We start from the raw sequence: 20268 nt of genomic DNA, 5'->3' as shown, positions 1-20268 counted from the left end.
AAACGATTCGTCGGCACATACATCGATGTGCTATGCATATTTGGTGCCGCAGTCCCGCTACGACCAACTCGACGATCTGCTGACACGAATCCACGTCGCCCGGCAGCGCCCGCAGTGGCGGGTGCTGGCCGCGGTGCAGCGCCACGGGCAGTCGGGCGGCGCATCCGTGCGCGACGTCGCCGAGCTGCTGGCCGTGGACCACTCGACCGCGAGCAGAACCGTCGCCGCCGCCGTGGCCGCCGGTCTGCTGACCAAGACGTCGGCCACCGACGATCAGCGCCGGTGCGCGCTCGTGCTGACCGACGCGGGCCGGGCCGAGCTCGCCGCGGTGACCGGCAGGCGGCGCGACCTGGTGGCCAAGACCGTCGCGGACTGGCCCGACTCCGACGTCGACACCCTCGTCACCCTCCTGGACCGGCTCACCGACCGCTTCGAGACCGTGGCCGCCCGATGACCGCCGAGACCACCACCGCCCGGCTCCCCGCGCGCAACGCGCTGGGCCTGATGTTCGACCCCGTGTTCGGCGCGCTGTTCTGGGGCAAGATCTTCGCGGTCGTCGCGGTCTGGACGCACGGCATCGTCGCCGCCATCGTGATGTACGACGCGACCCGCTCGGCCCTGATGGTCGGCATGGTCGGCGTCGTGCAGTTCGCCCCCCAGCTGATCCTGAGCCCGACCAGCGGTAAATGGGCCGACACCGGCAACCCGGCCCGGCAGATCCTGCTCGGCCGCGTGCTCTGCGTGGCCGGATCCGGTTCGATCGCGGCCTGGATGTTCCTCCGGCCCGAGCTGACCGGGATGGGCGCGGCGGTCCCGGTGCTGCTGGGTACGACGCTGGTCGGCTTCGGCTTCGTCGTCGGCGGGCCCGCGATGCAGTCGATCGTGCCGACGCTCATCCGCGACGGCGAACTGCCGACTGCGATGGCGCTCAACAGTTTCCCGATGACCATCGGCCGGATCCTGGGTCCCGCCGCAGGCGCCTACCTGGCCGCGCACACCGGCCCGGCGACGGCGTTCGCCGCCAGTACGGTGCTGCACCTCGTGTTCGCGCTGTTCCTGCTGGCCGTGCGGTTCCCCGCCCCGCCCGAGCGCCGCTCCGGCACCGACTACCGGGTGCGGGTCGCCGTGCGGTACGTGCTCGGCGACCGGCCGCTGCTGCTGGCCCTGGCCGCGGTCACGACCGTCGGCATCGTGTCCGATCCGTCGATCACGCTGACCCCGTCGATGGCCGACGCGCTCGGCGGCGGCGCCTCGATGGTCGGGGCGTTGTCGGCATTGTTCGGCGTCGGCGCCGCGGTCGGGATGGCCGCGCTGGCGCTGCTACGCGGGCGCATCGCCTCGGCGATGGTGTCGTCCATCGGGATGGCCGTTCTGGGCCTGGGGAGCCTGATCCTGACTGTCGGGTTCACGCCCTGGCTGGCGTACACCGGTTTCGTGGTTTCCGGTTTCGGCTTCGGCTGCGCGATGACCGGGTTGAGCACCGTGGTGCAGGAACGCGCTCCCGAAGAACTGCGCGGCCGGATCATGGCGCTGTGGCTGGTCGGCTTCCTCGGGTCCCGCCCGATCGCCGCGGCGGTGCTCGGCGGCACCGCCGACCTGCTGAACGTGTATACGGCGTTCGGCGTCGCGGCCGCCCTGGCCCTCGTCGTGGCGCTGCTGTGCCGGCCGGCGAAGCTGGTGGGGCCGCTGCCCGAGCGGCTCTAACTCGGTCGGCGTCTGCCGGTCAGCTCCTCGATGGTGTTGATCTCGCTCGCCCGGTACGGGGTGCCGTCGCCGTTGAGCAGGTCGTGGAACCACAGCCCGGGCGGGCCGGTCACCGGCCGGTCCCAGGAGTCCCACGGCAGGAACGTCTGGGTTTTGCCCGCGACGAAACCCCAGGTGTACGCGCCGACATTGCGGCGTTTGGTGATCGGCAGGATCGACTCGACAGTGCTGCCGAGCGTGCGCGCCATGTACTCGGTGCACAGGATGGGGCGGCCCAACGGCGTCAGCTCCTCCAAGCGGGCCTCGAAGCCCTTCGGCTCGGCATAGCTGTGGAAGGTGATCACGTCGGACAGGTCCAGCTGGAGCCGGTTGATCTCGTTGCGGCGCGCCGGATCACCCCACTCGCCGTCCCAGACACCGCTGGTCAGCGGCTGGATAGGATCCACGGACCTGGCCCAGGCGAAAACCTGGGGCAGCAGTTCGGCGACCCGCTCGACCTTGTCACCGCGCTCGACCTCGGCGTAGGCGTCGGCGGGGTTGTCGGGTTCGTTCCACAGGTCCCAGCCGAGCACGCGTCGGTCGTGGCGGAACTGGCTGAGCACCCCGGTGACGTAGTCGCGCATGACCCGGTGGTGCCGCGGATCATCGAGGTGATCCGCGCCGGGGCCCTGCACCCATCCCGAGTTGTGCACCCCCGGGGTCGGGTTGCGCTGTGGCCCCAGACGCGGGTGCGGGTCCCAGCACGAGTCGAACAGCACGAACAGAGGCTTGATGCCGTGGTGGGCGGCGATGTCGACGAAGCGGGCCAGCCGCCGCTGGAAGCCGGCACGGTCCTGGACCCACAGCAGGTCGTGCAGGAACACGCGAACGGTGTTGAGCCCGATCAGCTTCGCCATGCGCAGCTCGCTGTCGATGCGCCGTGGATCGAAAGTGCCGGACTGGAACATCTCCAGCTGGTTGATCGCGTTTGCCGGGATGAAGTTCGCCCCGACCAGCCAGCCCTGCGCGCGGTGCCACCGGTGCGCGCGATCCGGCGACCATCTGGCCATCTCCGCAGACGCGCGGGGCACGCACGTCAGCGTCATACCGGCGGCCAACACGACCGGCAGTTTCAGCGCAGTGCGCCGATCCAACATGGGCTCGGAAGCCAAGGCGCAATCCTTCGTTCTGAAGATCGGCGATCCAGCGCCGTGGCGTGCCGGACGAGTCGACGGTCCCCAGTGTATCGACGTCCACAGACCACCCGTTACCGCTGCAGCTCACGCCGCGCGATGCGGGACATCAAGGCCCAGAATCGATTTCGCTGAGCGGATAACCTGTCCGGCGCCGGCCGCCGCGGGACCGTCCCAGCCCTGCTCAGGGCGTGAGTCGACATGTCGGAGCCCGCTGCCTACAGTCGAATACGGTCGACTTGGTTCGGCTTGCGGGAGGAGGCGACGATGGGGGAGATCACACCCCTGCACACCGCCTCGGCCCACGCCGCCGCCCATGATGCGGCGTGGGACTCGATTCCCCATCCGGTGCTGGTCGTCGAGCAGAACGGAACGGTCCGGGCATCGAGCCAACCGGCCCGGCTCCTGCTCCCCGACGTGGTCTCCGGCAGTGTGCTGGAGGACGTGGCGCCTGCGTGGCTGACGGATGCCCACCGGCGCCTGGTGACGACCTCGGGCAGCCCGGCGTCTGGCCCGCTGGCCGGCCGGGTGTTCGAGGCACGTCCGACCGTCCTGCCCGGCGGCGCGGTCGCCTGGTGGCTGGTCGAGGATCTCGATCGGGCCGCCCGGGAGGCACATCACGCGCTTGCCGTGGAGCGGGAACGTGCGGCATTTCTCGACGAGGCATCCGCGGTGTTGATGGCGTCGCTGAACCTCGACCGCTGCATGGAGGCGACCGTGCGGATGGCGGCGAGCCGGCTGGCCGACGCCGCGGTGCTGGTGGCCCCGGTCAGCGGCGGGCGCCTCCCGGTGGTGTGCAGCGGGCCCGGTGGCATCGCAGAGCACCGTCTCGTGGAGGCCGAGCCCACCGACGTCGCGGGGCTCAGCGAGGCGCTGCGGGGTTTCCCGCCGGTGCCGACGCGCTGGATCGACCCCGCGTGCGTACCGGATTGGCTTGTGCCGAACGACTTTCCAGGCCAGGTGGGGTCGGTGCTGATCACCCCGCTGCCCGGTCACGGGGTCGCTGCCGGAGCACTGGTCCTGTTACGGCGCTCCTCCCAGACCGTGTTCAGCGAGGGTGAGGAACTGTTCTCCCGGCTGTTCGCCGCCCGCGCGGGTGCCGCGCTGTCGGCCGCCCGCCTCTACGCCGAACAGTCCGCGATCACCCGCACGCTGATGCGGGACCTGCTGCCACCGCGCCTGCACCGCCTCGACGGCATCGAACTCGCCGGTGGCTACCGCGCCGCCGAGGACCACGAGGCCATCGGCGGTGACTTCTACGACGTACACGTGGCCGCCGCACCCGAGGACGAGACGCTGGTGGTGCTCGGCGATGTGTGCGGCAAGGGCCTGGAAGCCGCGGTGTTGACCGGCAAGATCCGCAACACCCTGATGGCGCTGGCGCCGCTGGCCCACGACCACGCCGGCGTGCTCCGACTGCTCAACAGCGCGTTGCTGTCGGTCAACAGCACCCGGTTCGCCACACTCGTGCTGGCGTCGGTGTCGCGGCGCGACGGCCAGGTGATGCTGCGGCTCACCAGCGCCGGGCACCTCGCCCCGATCATCGTGCGCGGCGACGGCCGCGTCGAGGAGACCGAGACCCGGGGCACCCTCGTCGGCGTGATGCCGCACATCCGGTCGCACACCGTCGAGACCTCACTGGCGCCCGGCGAGACCTGCCTGCTCTACACCGACGGGGTCACCGAGGCGCGCGGCGGGCCGCTGGGCACCGACATGTTCGGCGAGGAACGGCTGTCGGAAGTGCTGGCGCAGTGCGCCGGTCTGCCGGCCGAGGCGGTGGTCGAGCGCGTCATGATGCTCACCAGCCAGTGGGTGAACCAGCGCGCGCACGACGACATCGCGGTCGTGGCGATCACCGCGCCGCGGCGCACACATCTGAGCGCCGTCGACGGCCACACCGCCGGGAGGTACACCGCGTGAGCGACGAGACGTCGCTCGTCCGTCAGCGACTCTGGGAGGCGGTGCTCGACGGCGACGAGCGCACCGCCACCGCAGTCGTGTTCGCCGCCCTCGACGCGGGCCTGGCGGCCGAGGACGTGCTGCTCGACGTCATCGCCCCGGTGCAGCGCCGGGTGGGCAGCGAGTGGGCGGCCAACACCATCACCGTCGCGCAGGAACACGCCGCGACCGCGATCAACGACCGGGTGATCGCGGCACTGGCCCACCACCCGGCGGGCGCCGGTCCCGGTAGCGCGGGCCGGGTCACGGTGGCGTGTGTGGACGGCGAGTGGCACGCGCTGCCCGCGCGGTTGCTCGCCGAGGTGCTGACGCTGCACGGCTGGCACGTCGACTTCCTCGGTGCGCAGGTGCCGACACCACACCTGATCGCCCACCTGCACCAGCACGGCCCCGACGCGGTCGCGTTGTCGTGCATGATCCCGACTCGTCTGCCCACCGCACACGCGGCGATCAGCGCCTGCCAGGCGGCCGGGGTCCCGGTCCTCGCCGGCGGGGCCGCGTTCGGCCCGGACGGGCGGTTCGCTCGGCAACTCGGCGCCGACGCGTGGGCGCCCGACGCGCGCACTGCGGCCGGCCTGCTCGGCCGGGGACTCCAGCGGGCCCGGGGCGCCGCGTCCCACCAGCCCGCGGAACCCTTCGACGACCTGCCGCACCTGGTGGACCAGGAGTACACGATGGTCCGGGACAACCAGCCGCGGCTGGTCGAGACGACGGCCCGGGAACTGGACGAGCGGTTCCCGGCGATGCGCGGCTACACCGAGCAGCAGCGCCGGCACACGCTGGAGGACATCGCCCACATCGTCGAGTTCCTGACCGCGGCGCTCTACGTCGACGACGACGACCTGTTCGTCGGCTTCATCACCTGGACCGCCGAGATCCTGTCCGCCCGCGGCGTCCCAGCGACGTCACTGCTGCCCGCGCTCGAATCGATCGCCGGCCAGCTCGCCGAATTCCCCCGAACCCAGCGTGTGCTCAAAGCCGCGCACGCCTCGCTCCACCGAACCCCGACCGACGACCCCCAGATGAGCGCATGAAACTCACCCTTGCGGTGCAGCGCACCGCCCCGTCCGCCCACATCCGCGTCGCCGGAGACCTCGACTACGGCTCGTCGGGCCTGCTGCTCGACACCGTGCGCGATCTGCTGCGCGCCCCGTCGGCACTGCAGGACCTCCACCTGGATTTCACCGACCTGGCGTTCTGTGACTCCGCGGGACTGTCCAGCCTGGTTCTGATCCACCGGCAGACCGCTGCGGCCGGCGTGCAGCTGCACCTCGACCAGCGCCCGGCCCAGCTCCAGCGCATTCTCGACGTCACCGGCCTGCTGGAGTTCCTCACCACCCGGCCGGCCGCCCAGCAGCCGGACGAGTCCGGCATCGGCTGAGGCGCCGTTTTCGCCGCAGGCAATCCGGGAACCTCACGGGCATGTCTGTGCGCGTCGCGGTCACCGGTCCGACCGGTGAGATCGGTATCTCCGCCATCTCGACCCTGGAGGACCACCCGGAGGTCGAATCGATCGTCGGCATGGCGCGCAGGCCGTTCGATCCGGCCGAGCACGGCTGGACCAAGACCACCTACCGGCAGGGCGACATCCTGGACCGCGACGCGGTGCGCGCACTGGTCGCCGACGCCGACGTGGTGGTGCACCTCGCATTCATCATCATGGGCTCCCGGGAGGAGAGCGCCCGGGTGAATCTGGAGGGCACCCGCAACGTCTTCGAGGCCGCCGTCGCCGGCCCCCGGGTGCGCCGGCTGGTCTACACCTCGTCGGTGGCCGCCTACGGCTACCACTCCGACAACCCGGTCCCGATCACCGAGGAGGTGCCGGCACGCGGATCGCCGGAGCACTACTACTCCGCGCAGAAGGCCGCGTGCGAACAGGTCCTGGCGGAGGTCACCGCCGGCTCGCCGCTGGAGGTGTACGTGCTGCGCCCGTGCATCGTGGCCGGGCCGAAGGCGACCGCGCTGGCCGATGCGATGCCGTGGAACCAGCTGCCCGGACCGGTGCGCCGCATCACCCAGGCGCTGCCGCTGCTCAAACCGCCGTTCCCGGACCCCGGCACACCGTTGCAACTGGTGCACCATGACGACGTCGCCTCGGCCATCACGGCGGCAGTGACCACGGAGTCCGCGCCGGCCGGGGCCTACAACATCGCCGGGGACGGCGTGCTGTCGATGTCCGCGGTCGGCGACGCGCTCGGGGCCAGACCGGTCAGGGTCCCGCGCACCGCGGCGACCGCCACCTCCGAGGTGGTCGCCCGGCTGCCGTTCATCCCGTCGATCCTGGAGTGGCTGCACGCCGGGCGCACATCGGTGGTGATGGACACCACCAAAGCCAGGGAGCAGTTGGGGTGGCGGCCCAAATTCACTGCCGCGGAGACACTTCAAGCGTTGGCGAGCACGTCGGGGAAGCGGTGACCGAGACCGCCCGGTACGCCCCGGGCCGTTCGGTCGACCTGTTCGGCGACCCCGCCGCGCCGACGGTGCTGCTCTGGCACGGCACACAGTCCGATGCACGCGCCACCGTCGGGATCCTCGCCGCGATGCTGGCCGAGCGGGGCCTCAGTGTGGTTGCGCCGGACTGGGATTCGCACAGCGAAGACGGTGGACGGACCGATCTGCTGCAGTCGGCGCGCTTCGCGCAGTCGTGGACGGACAGCGCGGCGCCACTGATGCTGGTGGGCTGGTCACTCGGCGGCGTCGCGGCGGCCGGGCTCACCGTGCACGCCCAGACCTATCAGATCGCATTGCGCCACACCGTGTGTCTGGCCGGCGCCTTCATGGTGCCGGACCCGATCTCGCAGCGGGACGTGACCGCCGACCTGGCCGATGCCCCGGTGCGCACACCGTTCACGCTGCTGCACGGCACCGCCGACGACGTCGTGCCCGTCTCGGCGAGTGTGCGGTTCGCCGACTCGCTCCGAAGTGCCGGCTGGCCCGTGCGGATGGCCGAACTGGCCGCCGATCACGGCGACATCGCCGGTGCCCGGTACGACGCGGCCGCCGACCGGTATGCCCCTGCCGACGATCCGGCGACCCGGCGCACGGCAGGCGAGGTTGCGGATCTCATCGCGGGTGCTTAAAAGGCGGCTGAGCGGGTACTTGGTGGCCAGCTTTGAAAGGAGCCGCCGTGACCACCATTACTGCTCTGGGGGCGCGCCAGGTGACGAGTTGCCCCGCGTGCGGCTACCCGACCCTCGACGCCAGCCTGTGTGCGCTGTGCAGTCCGCTGGCGGCAATGTCCGCGATGGGCACCGCGCTCACTGCCCGTCTGCCGTGACGACCAGTCCCGACAGCGCCGACCGGATCCGGTCGGGAATCGGAACCGCTTGACGCCGTTCGCGATCGACGAACACATGGACGAAGTAGCCGTGTGCCACCGCTTCGGCCCGGTCGTCGGCTGCGCCGAAGATCGCGACCCCGTAGGTCACCGAGCGGTTCGTCAGCTTGTCCACCCGTAGTCCCGCCCGGAGTTCGTCGGGGTATGCCACCGGCGCCAGATAGGAACACTTCGACTCCACCACGAGACCGATCACCGGGGAGGCCTGGATGTCCAGGCCTGCCTCGCGGATCAGGAAATGGTTGGCGACCGTATCGAAGTAGCTGTAATAGGTCACGTTGTTGACGTGCCCATAGACGTCGTTGTCCATCCACCTGGTGGTGATGGGCAGGAAGTACCGGTAGTCGTCGACGCGGTGGCGCGCGGGTGCCGAATGGTCTGTCACCAGTAGCTCACCGCGTGCCGGAAGGTATCGGTCAGCAGCGCCTCGTCGACCTCGACCGGGGCGTTGGCGAGCAGCCGCTGCTGCGGCCACGCGCCGCGGGTCAGTGCCGGGGCGTCGGCCTCGGAGTACCCCACACCGGCGAGTCCGTTGGGCATCCCGACGCCGCGCATGATCGCGACGAGGTGGTCCGCCAGCACGGTGCCCGCGTCGCCGGGGGCGGCGCCGCCGGTGTCCGCGCCCAGGTACCCGGCAGCCTCCAGGTGTCGCACCGGGTCCAGCGGCGCGGTGACCCGGAACGCGGCGGGGGCATTCAGGATCACTGACATCCCGTGTGGCACAAGCGGTTCAGAGCCCGGGTAGCCGTCGGGATGGAACTCGCGGACCTGGCCGGCGACGGCGTAAGCCATGGCGTGCGGGATGTGCACACCGGCGTTGCCGAACGCGATCCCGGCCAGCGTGGCCGCCCACATCACCTGCTCGCGGGCCTCCCGGTCGGCGGCGTCGGCGACGGCGCGCTGCAGATACCGGCCGAGCAGGCGAAGCGCCTCCACGCTGCCCAGGTCACTCCACGGGTTGGCGCCCTGGCTCATCGGCCGTTCGCTGGGCCGGCCCGGTGCGGCGCGGTGCAGGTAGGGCCGGGCGGTATAGGACTCCAGCGCGTGCGACAGCACGTCGAGGCCGCTGCAGGCCACCACGGGTCCGGGCAAGGTGTCGGTGCAGTCGGGGTCGACCAGCGCCTCGGTCGGGCGCAGCGCGGGCGAGGCGATGCCGGTCTTCGCCGCCATCGACAACAGGTCGAAGATCGCGATGCCGGTGACCTCGCTGCCGGTGCCCGAGGTGGTGGGACACGCGATGTGCGGCCGCAGCGGTCCGGGCACCGCGTTGCCTGCGCCCACCGGGGCGTTGACGTACTCCAGCAGATCCGCGGGGTGGCTGGCGTAGAGGTCGGCGGCCTTGGCGGTGTCGATCACCGAACCGCCGCCGAGCGACACATAGCCGTCCGGTGCGACGTCCGCGGCGAACGCCGCGGCCTGTTCGAAGGATTCGTCGGTGGGCTCGACGCGGACCTCGGTGTAGGTGACCACGTCCACATCCGCATCCCGCAGGGACCGTCGCACGGTGTCGAAGATCTCCAGTTCGGCGACGGTCGGGTCGGTGAACAGCGCGACGCGCTCGACGCCCAGCGCCCTGACCCGGTCACCCACCTCGCGCAGGCAGCCCCGCCCGAAGGTGACCCGTGACGCGTCGACGGTGAACGCGGTGTCCCCGCCGCTGTGATGGCAGCAACTCATCCTGCCGATTGTCCACCTCCGCGGCACGGATCCGCCGACGGCCCGCCCAGGTGTACGCCTAGGCGCTCGACCTGTGCAGGAAACCGCTGGGCGGGCAGCCGAAATATCGGCGGAACGCGCGGGTGAAGGTGCCCGGATCGCGGAAGCCGCTGTCGTAGCACGCGCTCTGCACCGCGGCGCCGTCGTGCAGCAGTCTGCTCGCGAACTCCAGTCGGGCGCGGCGGATCTCGTCGGCCGGTGTCCTGCCGATCTCGGCGAACAGCGCCTGGACCGCGCGGACCGACATGTGGTTGTCCTTCGCCAGCGCCGCCACCCCGAACTCGGGGTCGCGGAAATTCTGCTGCACCTGCCGCACCAGGTCGGCCCGCATCGCCGACCGGGTGCGTCCGGTCGGCGTGGGCCAGCGCGGCCGCGGCGCCGCCGTGAACTGCGCGGAGGCGTCCTCGAAGGCCAGCAGCGTTGCGCCGCACCCACTCAGCCTGCGGGTGGACCAGCGCACCGGCAGGTGCCGTCCGGACCGGGTGGTGAACCACTCGGTTCCGGTGCGCGGGCCCGGGTCGACGTCACCGTCGCCGACGATCGGGCAGTTCTGCTGGGGGTACTCGGTGCCGTCGGGATGGCATGCGTGCAGCGTGTGATGGCTCGGGCGGCCGATCAGCTCCCCGGCGGTGGTGTAGCCGAGCAGGGCGAGTGCGGCCAGGTTGACCAGTTGCACCCGTCCCGTCCCGGCGATCACCCAGAGCGGGGTGGGCGCCGCCTCGACGACTGCGGCCAGCAGGTCGCCGTCAGGTTCCGCCGTCACCCTCACCCCTCCTCCGGTCTCGATGAAGGTTCACACCGACGCGTGTCGGCGTCGTTGCTGCGGTGTCTCAGCCGTGTGAAACCGGCCGACCCGTGCGCGAAACGCCGGATTGCCTGCGCATTCGGCCTCACGCTCGCGGGTTCCGATGCGTTCGGATGGATGCTCGTCCGCAGTTTTCCCGACGAGATGAGGTATGACGTGGCCTATCACCCCGCACTGCGTGAACGCGCCGCCTACGAGGTCGACGCGCAACGGATCGCCAAGGGCCGCTCCTGGGCGGAACTGGCCGAGCTCATCGGCAGGCCTCCGGTCTGGACGGTGGCCGCACTGCTGGGCTCACACCCGATGCCGCGAGACGAGGCCGAGAAGATCGGCGCCGCACTCGGGCTCAGCGACGAGGTGGTGACGGCGCTGCAGCGCCAGCCGTACCGGACCGGTCCCGGGGACGTCGCGGCCGACCCGACCATCTACCGCTTCCACGAGCTTCTCCACGTGTACGGGCCCGCGTTCAAGGCACTCATCCACGAACAGTTCGGCGACGGGATCATGAGCGCGATCAACTGCAGTGTCTCGCTGACCAAACGGGAACACCCCGACGGCGACCGGGTGGTGGTGACGATCGACGGCAAGTTCCTGCCCTACCAGTGGTCCACCGAGACCTCCTGAACCACAGAAGGATTCGTCATGTCGTATGTGCCTCCGAAAGAGCTGGCCGGCCGGATCATCGATGCCGGCGAGGCGAAAGCGGTGATGTCCACCCGGGACACGCTGATCCGCGCCTACATGGCGGGCGCGATCCTGGGACTGGCAGCGGCGTTCGCGGTCACCATCACGGTCAAGACCGGACAGCCACTGCTCGGCGCGGTGCTGTTCCCGGTCGGCTTCTGCATGTTGTATCTGCTCGGCTTCGACCTGTTGACCGGGGTGTTCACGCTGGTGCCGCTGGCCTGGCTGGACAGGCGGCCGGGAGTGACTCTCGGTGCGATGCTTCGCAACTGGGGCCTGGTGTTCATCGGCAACTTCGCCGGCGCGATGACCACCGCCGTGCTGATGGCGATCTACTTCACGTTCGGGTTCAGCATCGAACCGGACGCGGTGGGCCAGGCGCTCGGCGCCATCGGGGAGGGCCGCACACTGGGCTACGCCGAGTACGGCGCCGCCGGCATGCTGACGTTGTTCGTCCGCGGGGTGCTGTGCAACTGGATGGTGTCCACCGGCGTGGTCGGGGCGATGATGTCGGACAGCCTGCCGGGCAAGGTGATCGCGATGTTGATGCCGATCATGCTGTTCTTCTACCTCGGCTTCGAGCACTCGATCGTCAACATGTTCCTGTTCCCGTCCGGTCTGATGCTCGGCGGCGACTTCACCGTCGCGGATTATCTGGTGTGGAACGAAATCCCCACGCTGCTGGGCAATCTCGTTGGTGGACTGACGTTCGTGGGCCTGATCATCTACGCCACCCACGCACGGACGGCACCTACCCGGCAGCTCATCAAGACCCCGGACTGAGGGCGGTGGACTTCTTCGCCGTGACGATGAGGGCGAGCATCACCAGCGCGATCCCGCCGAGCTCTGCGGCCGACGGGCGTTGGGCCAGCACCACCGCCCCGACGACCGCCGCGGTCGCAGGCAGCAGGGCCAGCAGTAAAGCGAAGCGCTGCCTGCCGATCGATGTCAGCACCCGTTGGTCCAGCGCGTACGGGATGGCGCTGGACAGCACCCCGACGCCCGCACCCAGCAGCCACGTCTTCGCGTCGACGAATACCGTTGCATCAGTCGCGATCTGGATACCGAGCAGCACCGGCGCCAGCGCGACCGAGGCGGCAGCCATACCGACGGCGAGCGAGTCGATGCCCTCACCCGCGTCGGCCACCCGCTTGCCGAGCAGGATGTACCCGGCCCACAGGCCCGCGGCGGTGAGGGCGAATCCGACGCCGGCCCACGACAGATCGGGCTGGACGCCGGCCAGCAGGTACACCCCGGCCGCGACGAGCGCCACCCCGGCGAGATCCCGGCGGCGGCGTGACCCGAGAGTGGCGACGACCACCGGACCGGTGAACTCGATCGCCACGGCGGTGCCCAGCGGGATACGGTCGATCGCCTCGTAGAAGGCGACGTTCATCAGAACGGTCACCACCCCGAATCCGGCCGCGACCAGGACCGTGCGAACGGTCCACGCACGGCGCCAGGGCCGGCGCCAGGCCAGTAGCACCACGGCGGCCCCGGTGGCACGCAACCATGCCACGGTCGACGGCTCGGTCGTCTCGAACAGAAAGACACCGACGGCGGCACCAAGATACTGCGAGATCGCTCCGACGATGAAGAACAGGGGCACCCTCTCAGGGTGCGTCAGCCGGGCTGCGCGGCGAGCCGTGCCCTCTCGGTCATCGACGCGACCACCCCGCCGTCGTTGAGAATGTCGGTGCCGGTCAGGTATCCGGCCTGGTCGCCCGCGCAGAAAGCCAGCAGGGCGGCCATCTCCTCGGGCTTGCCCCAGCGCGGGACGGCGGCGTCGGTGACCATGGCGCCCGCGCCGGCCTGTTCCTCCAGCCGGCCCATCTCGGTGTCGACGGATCCCGGCGACACCGACACGATGCGCAGCCCGCGGGTGTTGAACCGTTCGGCCTGGGAGCTGCTGTACCACCGCACGAAGGCCTTGCTCAGCGCGTAGGCCAGCCCGGACCGGACGTCCTCGGGCGCGATGGCGCACGCCTGCAGCATCTCGGTGGTGAACGCGTCGGTGTCCTGCAGCGCCAGCGGGAACACCCCCGTGGGGATGAGCTCGGCAGGCAGCAGGTGCGCGGCCATCGACGCGACGTTCACCAGCGCGGCGCTTGCGGGGGCTGTCGCGAAGAACGCCTCACCGACGTTGAGGGTGCCGAGTGCGTTCGTGCGCATCACGTACTCCGCGTCACCCATGCTGGGGCTGACCCCTGCCGTGTGGATCACCGACGCCAGCGTGCCCAGCCCCGACGCGGTCTCGAAGAGCTTCTCGACCGCCTGCCGGTCGGTGACGTCGCAGTCGACCGCGGTGACCGCGACGCCGAGCTCGCCGAGCCTGGCCTCCGCGGCCTCGAGCCGGTCCTGCCGCACATCGGCGATGACCACCGCATGGTCCTTGCCGACCAGTTCGGCGGTGGCCGTGCCCATCCCGCCTGCGCCACCGGTGATTAACGAAACCGCAGTCATGTGTAAACCTCCTGGGGTCATTCAACACTGCGGGCGGCCGGTGCGGAACCGGCCTTGTCGGTACCTTCGTGTGATGTCCGAGAACCCGGCCGAGACGGTCGAAGAGGAGTCGCGTCCGGCGCGCCGGTCCCGTGGCCGTCTGCGCCGCACTCTGGTGGTGCTGGCCGTCATGCTGCTGCTGTTCGGGGTGCCGTGGTCGACGCTGGTGGTCGGCGGCGCGGCGTGGCCGACGGCCGTCGTGGTCGTGGGGACGCTGGTGTTCGTCGCCGCGTTCGCCGCGCTGCCCCTGTTGATGCGTGTCGGGCACGGCCGCGAGCGGCGCGATCGGCCGGCCGCGGCCGGCGACACGCTGCTCGGGGTGGTGTGGGTGCTGTTCGTGTGGTCGGTACTGGGCCAGGTGGTGGAGCTCGGACTGCTGGCCGCCGGGGTGGCCGACCCCGTCCGCTCGCGGCTGGTGGCCGCCGGGGTGCTCATCGTCGCTGTCGTGCTGCTGATCTGGGGATACACCGAGGCGATGCGGGTGCCGCGGGTCAAGCGGCTGGACGTGACGCTGCCCCGGCTCGGTCGCGGGCTGGACGGTCTGCGCGTCGCGATGATCACCGACACCCACTACGGGCCCATCGACCGCGCCCGGTGGTCGGCGAGCATGGTGGAGCGCGTCAACGGGCTCGACGCCGACGTGGTGTGCCATGTCGGCGACATCGCCGACGGCACCGCCGTGCAGCGCGAGGCGCAGGCCTCGCCGCTGGCCTCGGTGCGGGCGGCCTCGGCCCGGGTATACGTGACCGGCAATCACGAGTACTTCAGCGAGGCGCAGGGCTGGCTGGACTACATGGCGCGTATCGGGTGGGACGTGCTGCACAACCGGCACGTCGTCATCGAGCGCGGCGGTGACCGGCTGGTCATCGCCGGCATCGACGACGCGACCGCGGCCGGTTCCGGCGTGCGCGGGCACGGCGCCGACATCGACACCGCGCTGGACGGGGCCGACCCGGCGCTGCCGGTGCTGTTGCTCGCCCACCAACCCAAGCAGGTCGGGCAGGCCGTGCGCGCCGGGGTGGATCTGCAGATCTCCGGCCACACCCACGGCGGTCAGATCTGGCCGTTCAACTTCCTGGTCCGGCTGGAACAGCCTGTGGTGCACGGGCTCAGCACGCACGGCGAACGGACACAGCTGTACACCAGCCGGGGCACCGGATTCTGGGGCCCGCCGTTCCGGGTGTTCGCGCCCAGTGAGATCACCTTGCTGACGCTGCGCAGTCGCTAGTCGGACGACGATCAAGCGGCGAGGCACGAGCCGCGATGAGGAGTCCGAAGGCGTCGTTAGGCAAGATACCTGCGTGTCCTCTTCGTTGGGCGATGTGCTCGCCTCCATGCAGCTCGACCAGGCCGGCCCGGCGACGTTCGTCGGCCGGCAACTGCCGGCGCCGGCCAATCACATTCTGGGCGGCCACATTTCCGCGCAGGCACTGCTGGCGGCGAGCCTGACCGCGCCCGACCGGGCCCCGCACAGCGTGCACACCTACTTTCTGCGGCCCGGCGACGCGCGGCTGCCGGTCACGTTCGATGTGGCCGAGCTGCAGCAGGGCCGGACGTTCTCGGCGCGGCGGGTCACCGCCCGCCAGGGCGAGGAGATCCTGCTGGAGGCGATGTCGTCGTTCAAGTCCCCAACCTCGGGCGGGGTGACGTATCAGCCGACGTGTCCGCAGGTGCCGCAACCGGAGTCGCTTCCGGTGGTGGCTCCGCATTTCGCCGAGTCTCCGGAGGTGACCGAGGGGATGTGGGCGAGTCTGCGCTGGTTCGAGCGGCGCATCGTCGACGCGGACACCGCTCCCCCGGCCCGGGCACGGATCTGGTGGCGGCCCGGCGGCGCCGTCCCCGACGACCCGGTGCTGACGTCGGCGCTGGTGGCCTATCTGTCCGCGGTGACCCTGACCGAACCGGCCTACGCCGCGCGCGGCGGTGCCACGCTGTCGGCCCAGCGTGACCATTCGGTGTGGTTCCACGCCCCGGCCGATCTGTCGGACTGGCTGCTCTACGAGCAGAGCTCCCCCAGCAGCGCCGACACCATCGCCCTGGCCGGCGGGACGATGTTCAACCGCACCGGCGAACTGGTGTGCACCGTGCGTCAGGAGATGTACTTCCCGGCCCCGCGGCAGTGACGTCCGCTGCGCCGGTTGCGTAACCACACGGCGAATTCGAGGGCGAAAATCGCCGCCTCGTTACGCAGATTCGCCGCCAGACCGGCCGTGCCGGTGAAAGTCAGCTCTCGGCAAGGGCTTTGAGGTTCTTGACGGTCCGGTCCATGATGCGGCCGACCTGGCGGGAGGCCACCCGGTCGGCGATCAGGCCCAGCAGTCCCCCGGGCGCCTCGTAGGACAGCCGGAACGTCACCTTGGTGTGTCCGGCGCCGTTCGCCCGCAGCCGGAACCGACCGCGCAACCCGACGCCGGTGATGCCGATGAAAGCGAGGTCGCGGGCCTCGTCGAACTCGGTCACCTCGACCACGCCGCCGATCGGGACGGAGCCCACCTTCCAGTGCACGGTGTACCGCGACCCCACACCGACCGGACCCTCGGTGACGATCTCCCACCGTTCCAGGCTCGCCATGAACTCCGGGTAGCAGCCGGGGTCGCTGACGTGCTTCCACACGATGTGCGGGTCGACGTCGATGATCACGCTTCGCGAAAGCCGCATCGCCCGCCCCTAACCGATCACCGGGAACCGGCGCTGCGCGGCCAACCGGTCCACTGCCGACTGCAGCGCGCCTTCGACCCTGGCGTGGATGGTGTCGTCGTCGCCGGCGGCGATGTCCTCCGCGGCGATGGGGTCCTGGACCTCGATGGTGATCTTCGTCGGCAGCGGCAGCCGCGGAACCATGTCGCTGACGGCGATTCCCCACGGCGGCGCCAGCAGGATCGGGACGCTCTTGAGCCGCGCGATCCTGTCGACTCTGAGCAGGCTGGCCAGCCACTGCCCCCGATCGAGGAACAGCGCCGCCTCCTGGCCGCCGACACTGGCGATCGGGACGATGGGCACACCGGCGTCGCGGGCGAGCTTCACATAACCTTTGCGACCGCCGAAGTCGACCTCGTGGCGCTTCCAGGACGGCCGGAAGACCTCGTAATCGCCGCCCGGATAGACGAGCAGTGCGCCACCGGACTTCAGCGCCAGCGTCGCGTTGTCGTGGTTGGCCGCGACGGTGCCGAACTTGCGTAGCGAGCCGAGCCCCGGCATGGACACGACCAGGTTGTGCGCCAACTGGAAGAAGGGCCGCTCCACCCCGAAGTACGAACAGAACGCCAGGGTGAACACGAAGGTGTCGGGCGGCAGGTTTCCGCCGCTGTGGTTGCCGACCAGCAGCACCGGTCCATCGGCGGGGATGCGGTCGAGCCCGCGGACGTCGGCGCGGAAGTAGAGCGACGCGAGCAACCACAGCCCGGGCAGTTGCTCGCGGATGTAGTCGGCGTCGCGCTGGTCGAGGTCGGCCTTGGGCACACGACCGGCGACTTCCGTCTTGACCCACTCGAGGACATCACCGAACCCCGCCATGGAAGGGCTATTGACGGCGGCGGCCGTCGGCAAACCTGGCAGGCTGGACCCCGATGTCCGCGCTGATCGAAAACCTGTCCGCTCTGCGTGCCGTCGGGGACGACGCCGACGAGCTGTTCGCCACGTTCGCCGCGTGGGCCGAAGCCAACGGCACCACCCTGTACCCCGCCCAGGAAGAGGCGCTGATCGAGTTGGTCAGCGGCGCCAACGTCATCCTGGCCACCCCCACCGGGTCCGGAAAGTCGCTGGTGGCCACGGGCGCCGTCTTCGCCGCGCTGGCCGCGGACCGCACCAGTTTCTACACCGCCCCGATCAAGGCGCTGGTCAGCGAGAAGTTCTTCGCGCTGTGCGAGGTGTTCGGCGCGGACAACGTCGGCATGCTCACCGGCGACGCCTCGGTCAACGCCGACGCACCGATCATCGCGTGCACCGCCGAGATCCTCGCCAACGTGGCGCTGCGCGAGGGCAGCGAGGCCGACATCGGCCTGGTGGTGATGGACGAGTTCCACTTCTACGGTGACCCCGACCGCGGCTGGGCCTGGCAGGTGCCGCTGCTCGAGCTGCCGCACGCCCAGTTCCTGCTGATGTCGGCCACCCTCGGCGACGTCACCTTCCTGCGCGAGGACCTGACCCGCCGGACCGGCAGGGCGACCGCGCTGGTCGCCGGCGCCGAGCGGCCGGTTCCGCTGTACTTCTCCTACGCGACCACGCCGATGCACGAGACGATCCAGGAGCTCGTCGACACCAAGCAGGCGCCGGTCTACGTCGTGCACTTCACCCAGGCCTCGGCGCTGGAGCGGGCACAGGCGCTGATGAGCGTGAACGTCAGCACCAAGGCGGAGAAGGCCGCGATCGCCGAGCACATCGGCGCGTTCCGCTTCTCCACCGCCTTCGGGTCCACGCTGTCGCGGCTCGTCCGGCACGGCATCGGGGTGCACCACGCGGGCATGCTGCCCAAGTACCGCAGGCTGGTCGAGCAGCTGGCGCAGGCCGGTCTGCTCAAGGTCATCTGCGGCACCGACACGCTCGGTGTCGGTATCAATGTGCCGATCCGCACCGTGGTGTTCTCGGCGCTGTCGAAGTACGACGGCACCCGCACCCGACTGCTCAATGCCCGCGAGTTCCATCAGATCGCGGGCCGGGCCGGGCGGGCCGGGTTCGACACCGCCGGTACGGTCGTCGTGCAGGCGCCCGACCACGAGGTGGAGAACCTCAAGCAGTTCGCCAAGGTCGGCGACGACCCGAAGAAGCGGCGGAAACTGGTGCGCCGCAAGGTTCCCGAGGGCATGGTGCCGTGGAGCGAGGCGACGATGACGCGGTTGGTCGACGCCGCGCCGGAGCCGCTGACCAGCAACATGCGGGTGTCGACCGCGATGATCCTCGACGTCGTCGACCGACCCGGTAATCCGTTCGAGGCGATGCGCCGGCTGCTCACGGACAACCACGAGCCGCGTAAGCGGCAGCTGCGCCTGATCCGGGAGGCCGTCGGCATCGCGCGGTCGCTGTTGCAGGCCGGGGTGATCGAACGGCTTCCCGAACCGGAGCCGGACGGGCGGCGCTACCGGCTGACCGTGGATCTGCCGCCCGACTTCGCGCTGAACCAGCCGCTGTCGACGTTCGCGCTCGCCGCGATCGGTCTGCTCGACACCGAGTCGGAAACCTATGCGCTGGATGTGCTCTCGGTGATCGAGGCGACGTTGGAGGATCCCCGCCAGATCCTGGCCGCCCAGCTGAACAAGGCCAGGGGCGAGGCCGTCGCGCAGATGAAGGCCGACGGGATCGAGTACGACGAGCGGATCGAGCTGCTCGACGACGTCACCTACCCGAAACCGCTGGCCGAGCTGCTCGAGCACGCGTTCGAGGTGTACCTGCAGAGCAATCCGTGGGCGGCCGACGGCAGGCTCGCGCCGAAGTCGGTCGCGCGGGAGATGTGGGAGGGCGCCTTCACCTTCCGCGAGTACGTCAGCGTCTACGGGCTCACGCGCGTGGAGGGGGCGGTGCTGCGGTATCTGTCCGACGCGTTCAAGGCGTTGCGTTCGGGGGTGCCCGCCGCGGCCAGGACCGAGGAGCTGACCGACATCGTCGAATGGCTCGGCGAGCTTGTCCGACAGGTGGATTCGAGCCTGCTCGATGAGTGGGAACAGCTCACCAGCCCGGACCAGCCGCACGACCGGCCGGTGGCGGCGGTACCCGCCCGCCCGCGTCCGTTGACGGGCAACGCGCGGGCGTTCACCGCGATGGTCCGCAACGCGTTGTTCCGCCGGGTGGAGTTGTTCGCCCGGGAGCGGTGGGACGAACTCGGGGCGCTCGACGGCGGGGCAGGCTGGACCGCGGGGCGCTGGCAGGACATCGGGGACGAGTACTTCGCCGAGCACGACGGCGTCGGCACCGGCGCCGACGCGCGTGGTCCTGCGCTGCTGATCTTCGACCGGCAGCCTGACGTGTGGCGGGTCCGGCAGATCCTCGACGACCCCGCGGGCGACCACGATTGGGGTTTCGAGGTCGAGGTGGATCTGCACGCCTCCGACGAGGAGGGCGCGGCGGTGGTGCGGATGGTGGACGCCGGCCGGCTGTGATGGCCGTCTCTGTACCTGAAATCACAGGTCAGCCGGTTGATTTACGTGTTTGTAACACGGACCATGGATGGAGTCCGGCCGACGGGCGATCCTCGTTGCCGGACGTCAACTTTCCAGAATCAGGAGCTTCGTCATGTCTTTCGCGCAGTACCGTGCCTCTCGCCAGATCGCTCGTGATCGCCGGCGTCTCTACGCGCGGATTGCGACCATGCCCCATTCGGCGGTCCGTGACGAACTCGTCGCCGTCGCGCAGCGTTACGAGAAGACCGGCCACTGACGAGTCCCGCGCCCCTCAGATTC

The 20268-nt window shown here is 70.3% G+C and carries 22 protein-coding genes; 14 read left to right on the top strand and 8 right to left on the bottom strand.

What is annotated here, in order from left to right; genetic code table 11:
• The first annotated feature begins 25 nt into the window (after nt 1-25).
• Together MVA01S_RS05450 and MVA01S_RS05445 are read left to right on the top strand one after the other, a co-directional pair.
• Entirely contained in the window at nt 26-454 is a 429-nt protein-coding gene (locus tag MVA01S_RS05450; RefSeq protein ID WP_003931440.1) for a MarR family winged helix-turn-helix transcriptional regulator, read from the top strand.
• Nucleotides 451-1704, top strand: coding sequence for an MFS transporter (locus MVA01S_RS05445; protein WP_003931441.1), 1254 nt, complete (start codon nt 451-453; stop codon nt 1702-1704). The genes MVA01S_RS05450 and MVA01S_RS05445 overlap by 4 nt, the downstream gene beginning before the upstream one ends.
• On the opposite strand, the gene MVA01S_RS05440 is transcribed toward MVA01S_RS05445, so the two are convergent.
• The gene (locus MVA01S_RS05440; protein WP_003931442.1) at nt 1701-2840 is read right to left on the bottom strand and encodes a glycoside hydrolase 5 family protein; all 1140 of its coding nucleotides are present in this window, start codon (nt 2838-2840) and stop codon (nt 1701-1703) included. The two genes, MVA01S_RS05445 and MVA01S_RS05440, sit on opposite strands and share 4 nt — an antisense overlap.
• Before the next feature lie 303 nt (nt 2841-3143).
• Between MVA01S_RS05440 and MVA01S_RS05435 the strand changes: the two genes are divergently transcribed.
• From MVA01S_RS05435 to MVA01S_RS31235, 6 genes are read left to right on the top strand one after another with little or no spacing between them, the layout of a single operon-like run.
• Entirely contained in the window at nt 3144-4796 is a 1653-nt protein-coding gene (locus MVA01S_RS05435) for a PP2C family protein-serine/threonine phosphatase (protein WP_003931443.1), read from the top strand.
• Complete coding sequence (locus MVA01S_RS05430; protein ID WP_003931444.1) at nt 4793-5869, top strand: cobalamin B12-binding domain-containing protein; 1077 nt, start codon at nt 4793-4795, stop codon at nt 5867-5869. Before MVA01S_RS05435 ends, MVA01S_RS05430 begins: the two co-directional genes overlap by 4 nt.
• Nucleotides 5866-6216, top strand: a complete 351-nt coding sequence (locus MVA01S_RS05425; protein ID WP_003931445.1) for an STAS domain-containing protein — start codon at nt 5866-5868, stop codon at nt 6214-6216. The genes MVA01S_RS05430 and MVA01S_RS05425 overlap by 4 nt, the downstream gene beginning before the upstream one ends.
• 41 nt (nt 6217-6257) lie before the next feature.
• Nucleotides 6258-7250: an NAD-dependent epimerase/dehydratase family protein gene (locus tag MVA01S_RS05420; RefSeq protein ID WP_003931446.1), complete on the top strand. Its 993-nt coding sequence runs from the start codon at nt 6258-6260 to the stop codon at nt 7248-7250.
• Nucleotides 7247-7915: an alpha/beta hydrolase gene (locus MVA01S_RS05415; protein ID WP_003931447.1), complete on the top strand. Its 669-nt coding sequence runs from the start codon at nt 7247-7249 to the stop codon at nt 7913-7915. Before MVA01S_RS05420 ends, MVA01S_RS05415 begins: the two co-directional genes overlap by 4 nt.
• Before the next feature lie 47 nt (nt 7916-7962).
• A complete protein-coding gene (locus MVA01S_RS31235; protein WP_157895642.1) occupies nt 7963-8112 on the top strand; it encodes a hypothetical protein in 150 nt (49 codons plus the stop codon).
• Here the strand turns inward: MVA01S_RS31235 and MVA01S_RS05410 are convergent.
• Genes MVA01S_RS05410 through MVA01S_RS05400 form a run of 3 tightly spaced genes read right to left on the bottom strand, consistent with a single transcriptional unit; the run spans nt 8093 to nt 10651 of the window.
• Nucleotides 8093-8557 (bottom strand): acyl-CoA thioesterase, encoded by a 465-nt coding sequence (locus tag MVA01S_RS05410; protein ID WP_003931448.1) that lies wholly within the window; start codon nt 8555-8557, stop codon nt 8093-8095. The two genes, MVA01S_RS31235 and MVA01S_RS05410, sit on opposite strands and share 20 nt — an antisense overlap.
• Nucleotides 8554-9849 (bottom strand): hydroxyacid-oxoacid transhydrogenase, encoded by a 1296-nt coding sequence (locus MVA01S_RS05405; RefSeq protein ID WP_003931449.1) that lies wholly within the window; start codon nt 9847-9849, stop codon nt 8554-8556. The genes MVA01S_RS05410 and MVA01S_RS05405 overlap by 4 nt, the downstream gene beginning before the upstream one ends.
• A 58-nt stretch (nt 9850-9907) precedes the next feature.
• Nucleotides 9908-10651 carry a helix-turn-helix domain-containing protein gene (locus MVA01S_RS05400; RefSeq protein ID WP_003931450.1) on the bottom strand — a complete coding sequence of 248 codons (744 nt, stop codon included), beginning with the start codon at nt 10649-10651 and terminating at the stop codon, nt 9908-9910.
• 186 nt (nt 10652-10837) lie between these two features.
• Here MVA01S_RS05400 and cynS point away from each other — a divergent pair, with 186 nt between their 5' ends.
• The gene (cynS, locus tag MVA01S_RS05395; RefSeq protein WP_051015317.1) at nt 10838-11317 is read left to right on the top strand and encodes a cyanase; all 480 of its coding nucleotides are present in this window, start codon (nt 10838-10840) and stop codon (nt 11315-11317) included.
• 18 nt (nt 11318-11335) lie between these two features.
• On the top strand, nt 11336-12160 hold the full coding sequence (locus MVA01S_RS05390; protein WP_003931452.1) for a formate/nitrite transporter family protein: 825 nt from the start codon (nt 11336-11338) through the stop codon (nt 12158-12160).
• On the opposite strand, the gene MVA01S_RS05385 is transcribed toward MVA01S_RS05390, so the two are convergent.
• Together MVA01S_RS05385 and MVA01S_RS05380 are read right to left on the bottom strand one after the other, a co-directional pair.
• Entirely contained in the window at nt 12144-12986 is an 843-nt protein-coding gene (locus MVA01S_RS05385) for an EamA family transporter (RefSeq protein ID WP_003931453.1), read from the bottom strand. The two genes, MVA01S_RS05390 and MVA01S_RS05385, sit on opposite strands and share 17 nt — an antisense overlap.
• Nucleotides 12987-13000: 14 nt before the next feature.
• Nucleotides 13001-13840: an SDR family oxidoreductase gene (locus tag MVA01S_RS05380; RefSeq protein WP_003931454.1), complete on the bottom strand. Its 840-nt coding sequence runs from the start codon at nt 13838-13840 to the stop codon at nt 13001-13003.
• A gap of 73 nt (nt 13841-13913) precedes the next feature.
• On the opposite strand from MVA01S_RS05380, the gene MVA01S_RS05375 reads away from it, so the two are divergent.
• Nucleotides 13914-15107 carry a metallophosphoesterase gene (locus tag MVA01S_RS05375; protein ID WP_040541733.1) on the top strand — a complete coding sequence of 398 codons (1194 nt, stop codon included), beginning with the start codon at nt 13914-13916 and terminating at the stop codon, nt 15105-15107.
• Between the two features lie 73 nt (nt 15108-15180).
• Entirely contained in the window at nt 15181-16002 is an 822-nt protein-coding gene (locus MVA01S_RS05370; protein ID WP_040541735.1) for an acyl-CoA thioesterase, read from the top strand.
• Between the two features lie 100 nt (nt 16003-16102).
• Here MVA01S_RS05370 and MVA01S_RS05365 read toward each other — a convergent pair whose 3' ends face one another.
• Both MVA01S_RS05365 and MVA01S_RS05360 read right to left on the bottom strand, forming a co-directional pair.
• Complete coding sequence (locus tag MVA01S_RS05365; RefSeq protein WP_003931457.1) at nt 16103-16537, bottom strand: SRPBCC family protein; 435 nt, start codon at nt 16535-16537, stop codon at nt 16103-16105.
• A 9-nt stretch (nt 16538-16546) separates the two neighbouring features.
• On the bottom strand, nt 16547-17392 hold the full coding sequence (locus tag MVA01S_RS05360) for a lysophospholipid acyltransferase family protein (protein ID WP_003931458.1): 846 nt from the start codon (nt 17390-17392) through the stop codon (nt 16547-16549).
• A gap of 53 nt (nt 17393-17445) precedes the next feature.
• Here MVA01S_RS05360 and MVA01S_RS05355 point away from each other — a divergent pair, with 53 nt between their 5' ends.
• A complete protein-coding gene (locus MVA01S_RS05355; RefSeq protein WP_003931459.1) occupies nt 17446-19968 on the top strand; it encodes a DEAD/DEAH box helicase in 2523 nt (840 codons plus the stop codon).
• A gap of 133 nt (nt 19969-20101) precedes the next feature.
• A complete protein-coding gene (locus MVA01S_RS31460) occupies nt 20102-20245 on the top strand; it encodes a hypothetical protein (protein WP_003931460.1) in 144 nt (47 codons plus the stop codon).
• Nucleotides 20246-20268: the final 23 nt, after the last annotated feature.

Source organism: Mycolicibacterium vaccae NBRC 14118 = CIP 105934 (assembly GCF_001552715.1).
GTDB lineage: Bacteria > Actinomycetota > Actinomycetes > Mycobacteriales > Mycobacteriaceae > Mycobacterium > Mycobacterium vaccae.
This window is presented reverse-complemented; position numbering and strand designations above follow the sequence as displayed.

Coding starts and splice junctions, on each gene's coding strand:
- MVA01S_RS05450 (WP_003931440.1), top strand. CDS start 26: ATGTGCTATGCATATTTGGTGCCGCAGTCCCGCTACGACCAACTCGAC.
- MVA01S_RS05445 (WP_003931441.1), top strand. CDS start 451: ATGACCGCCGAGACCACCACCGCCCGGCTCCCCGCGCGCAACGCGCTG.
- MVA01S_RS05440 (WP_003931442.1), bottom strand. CDS start 2,840: ATGTTGGATCGGCGCACTGCGCTGAAACTGCCGGTCGTGTTGGCCGCC.
- MVA01S_RS05435 (WP_003931443.1), top strand. CDS start 3,144: ATGGGGGAGATCACACCCCTGCACACCGCCTCGGCCCACGCCGCCGCC.
- MVA01S_RS05425 (WP_003931445.1), top strand. CDS start 5,866: ATGAAACTCACCCTTGCGGTGCAGCGCACCGCCCCGTCCGCCCACATC.
- MVA01S_RS05420 (WP_003931446.1), top strand. CDS start 6,258: ATGTCTGTGCGCGTCGCGGTCACCGGTCCGACCGGTGAGATCGGTATC.
- MVA01S_RS05405 (WP_003931449.1), bottom strand. CDS start 9,849: ATGAGTTGCTGCCATCACAGCGGCGGGGACACCGCGTTCACCGTCGAC.
- cynS (WP_051015317.1), top strand. CDS start 10,838: ATGAGGTATGACGTGGCCTATCACCCCGCACTGCGTGAACGCGCCGCC.
- MVA01S_RS05390 (WP_003931452.1), top strand. CDS start 11,336: ATGTCGTATGTGCCTCCGAAAGAGCTGGCCGGCCGGATCATCGATGCC.
- MVA01S_RS05380 (WP_003931454.1), bottom strand. CDS start 13,840: ATGACTGCGGTTTCGTTAATCACCGGTGGCGCAGGCGGGATGGGCACG.
- MVA01S_RS05375 (WP_040541733.1), top strand. CDS start 13,914: ATGTCCGAGAACCCGGCCGAGACGGTCGAAGAGGAGTCGCGTCCGGCG.
- MVA01S_RS05365 (WP_003931457.1), bottom strand. CDS start 16,537: ATGCGGCTTTCGCGAAGCGTGATCATCGACGTCGACCCGCACATCGTG.
- MVA01S_RS05360 (WP_003931458.1), bottom strand. CDS start 17,392: ATGGCGGGGTTCGGTGATGTCCTCGAGTGGGTCAAGACGGAAGTCGCC.
- MVA01S_RS05355 (WP_003931459.1), top strand. CDS start 17,446: ATGTCCGCGCTGATCGAAAACCTGTCCGCTCTGCGTGCCGTCGGGGAC.
- MVA01S_RS31460 (WP_003931460.1), top strand. CDS start 20,102: ATGTCTTTCGCGCAGTACCGTGCCTCTCGCCAGATCGCTCGTGATCGC.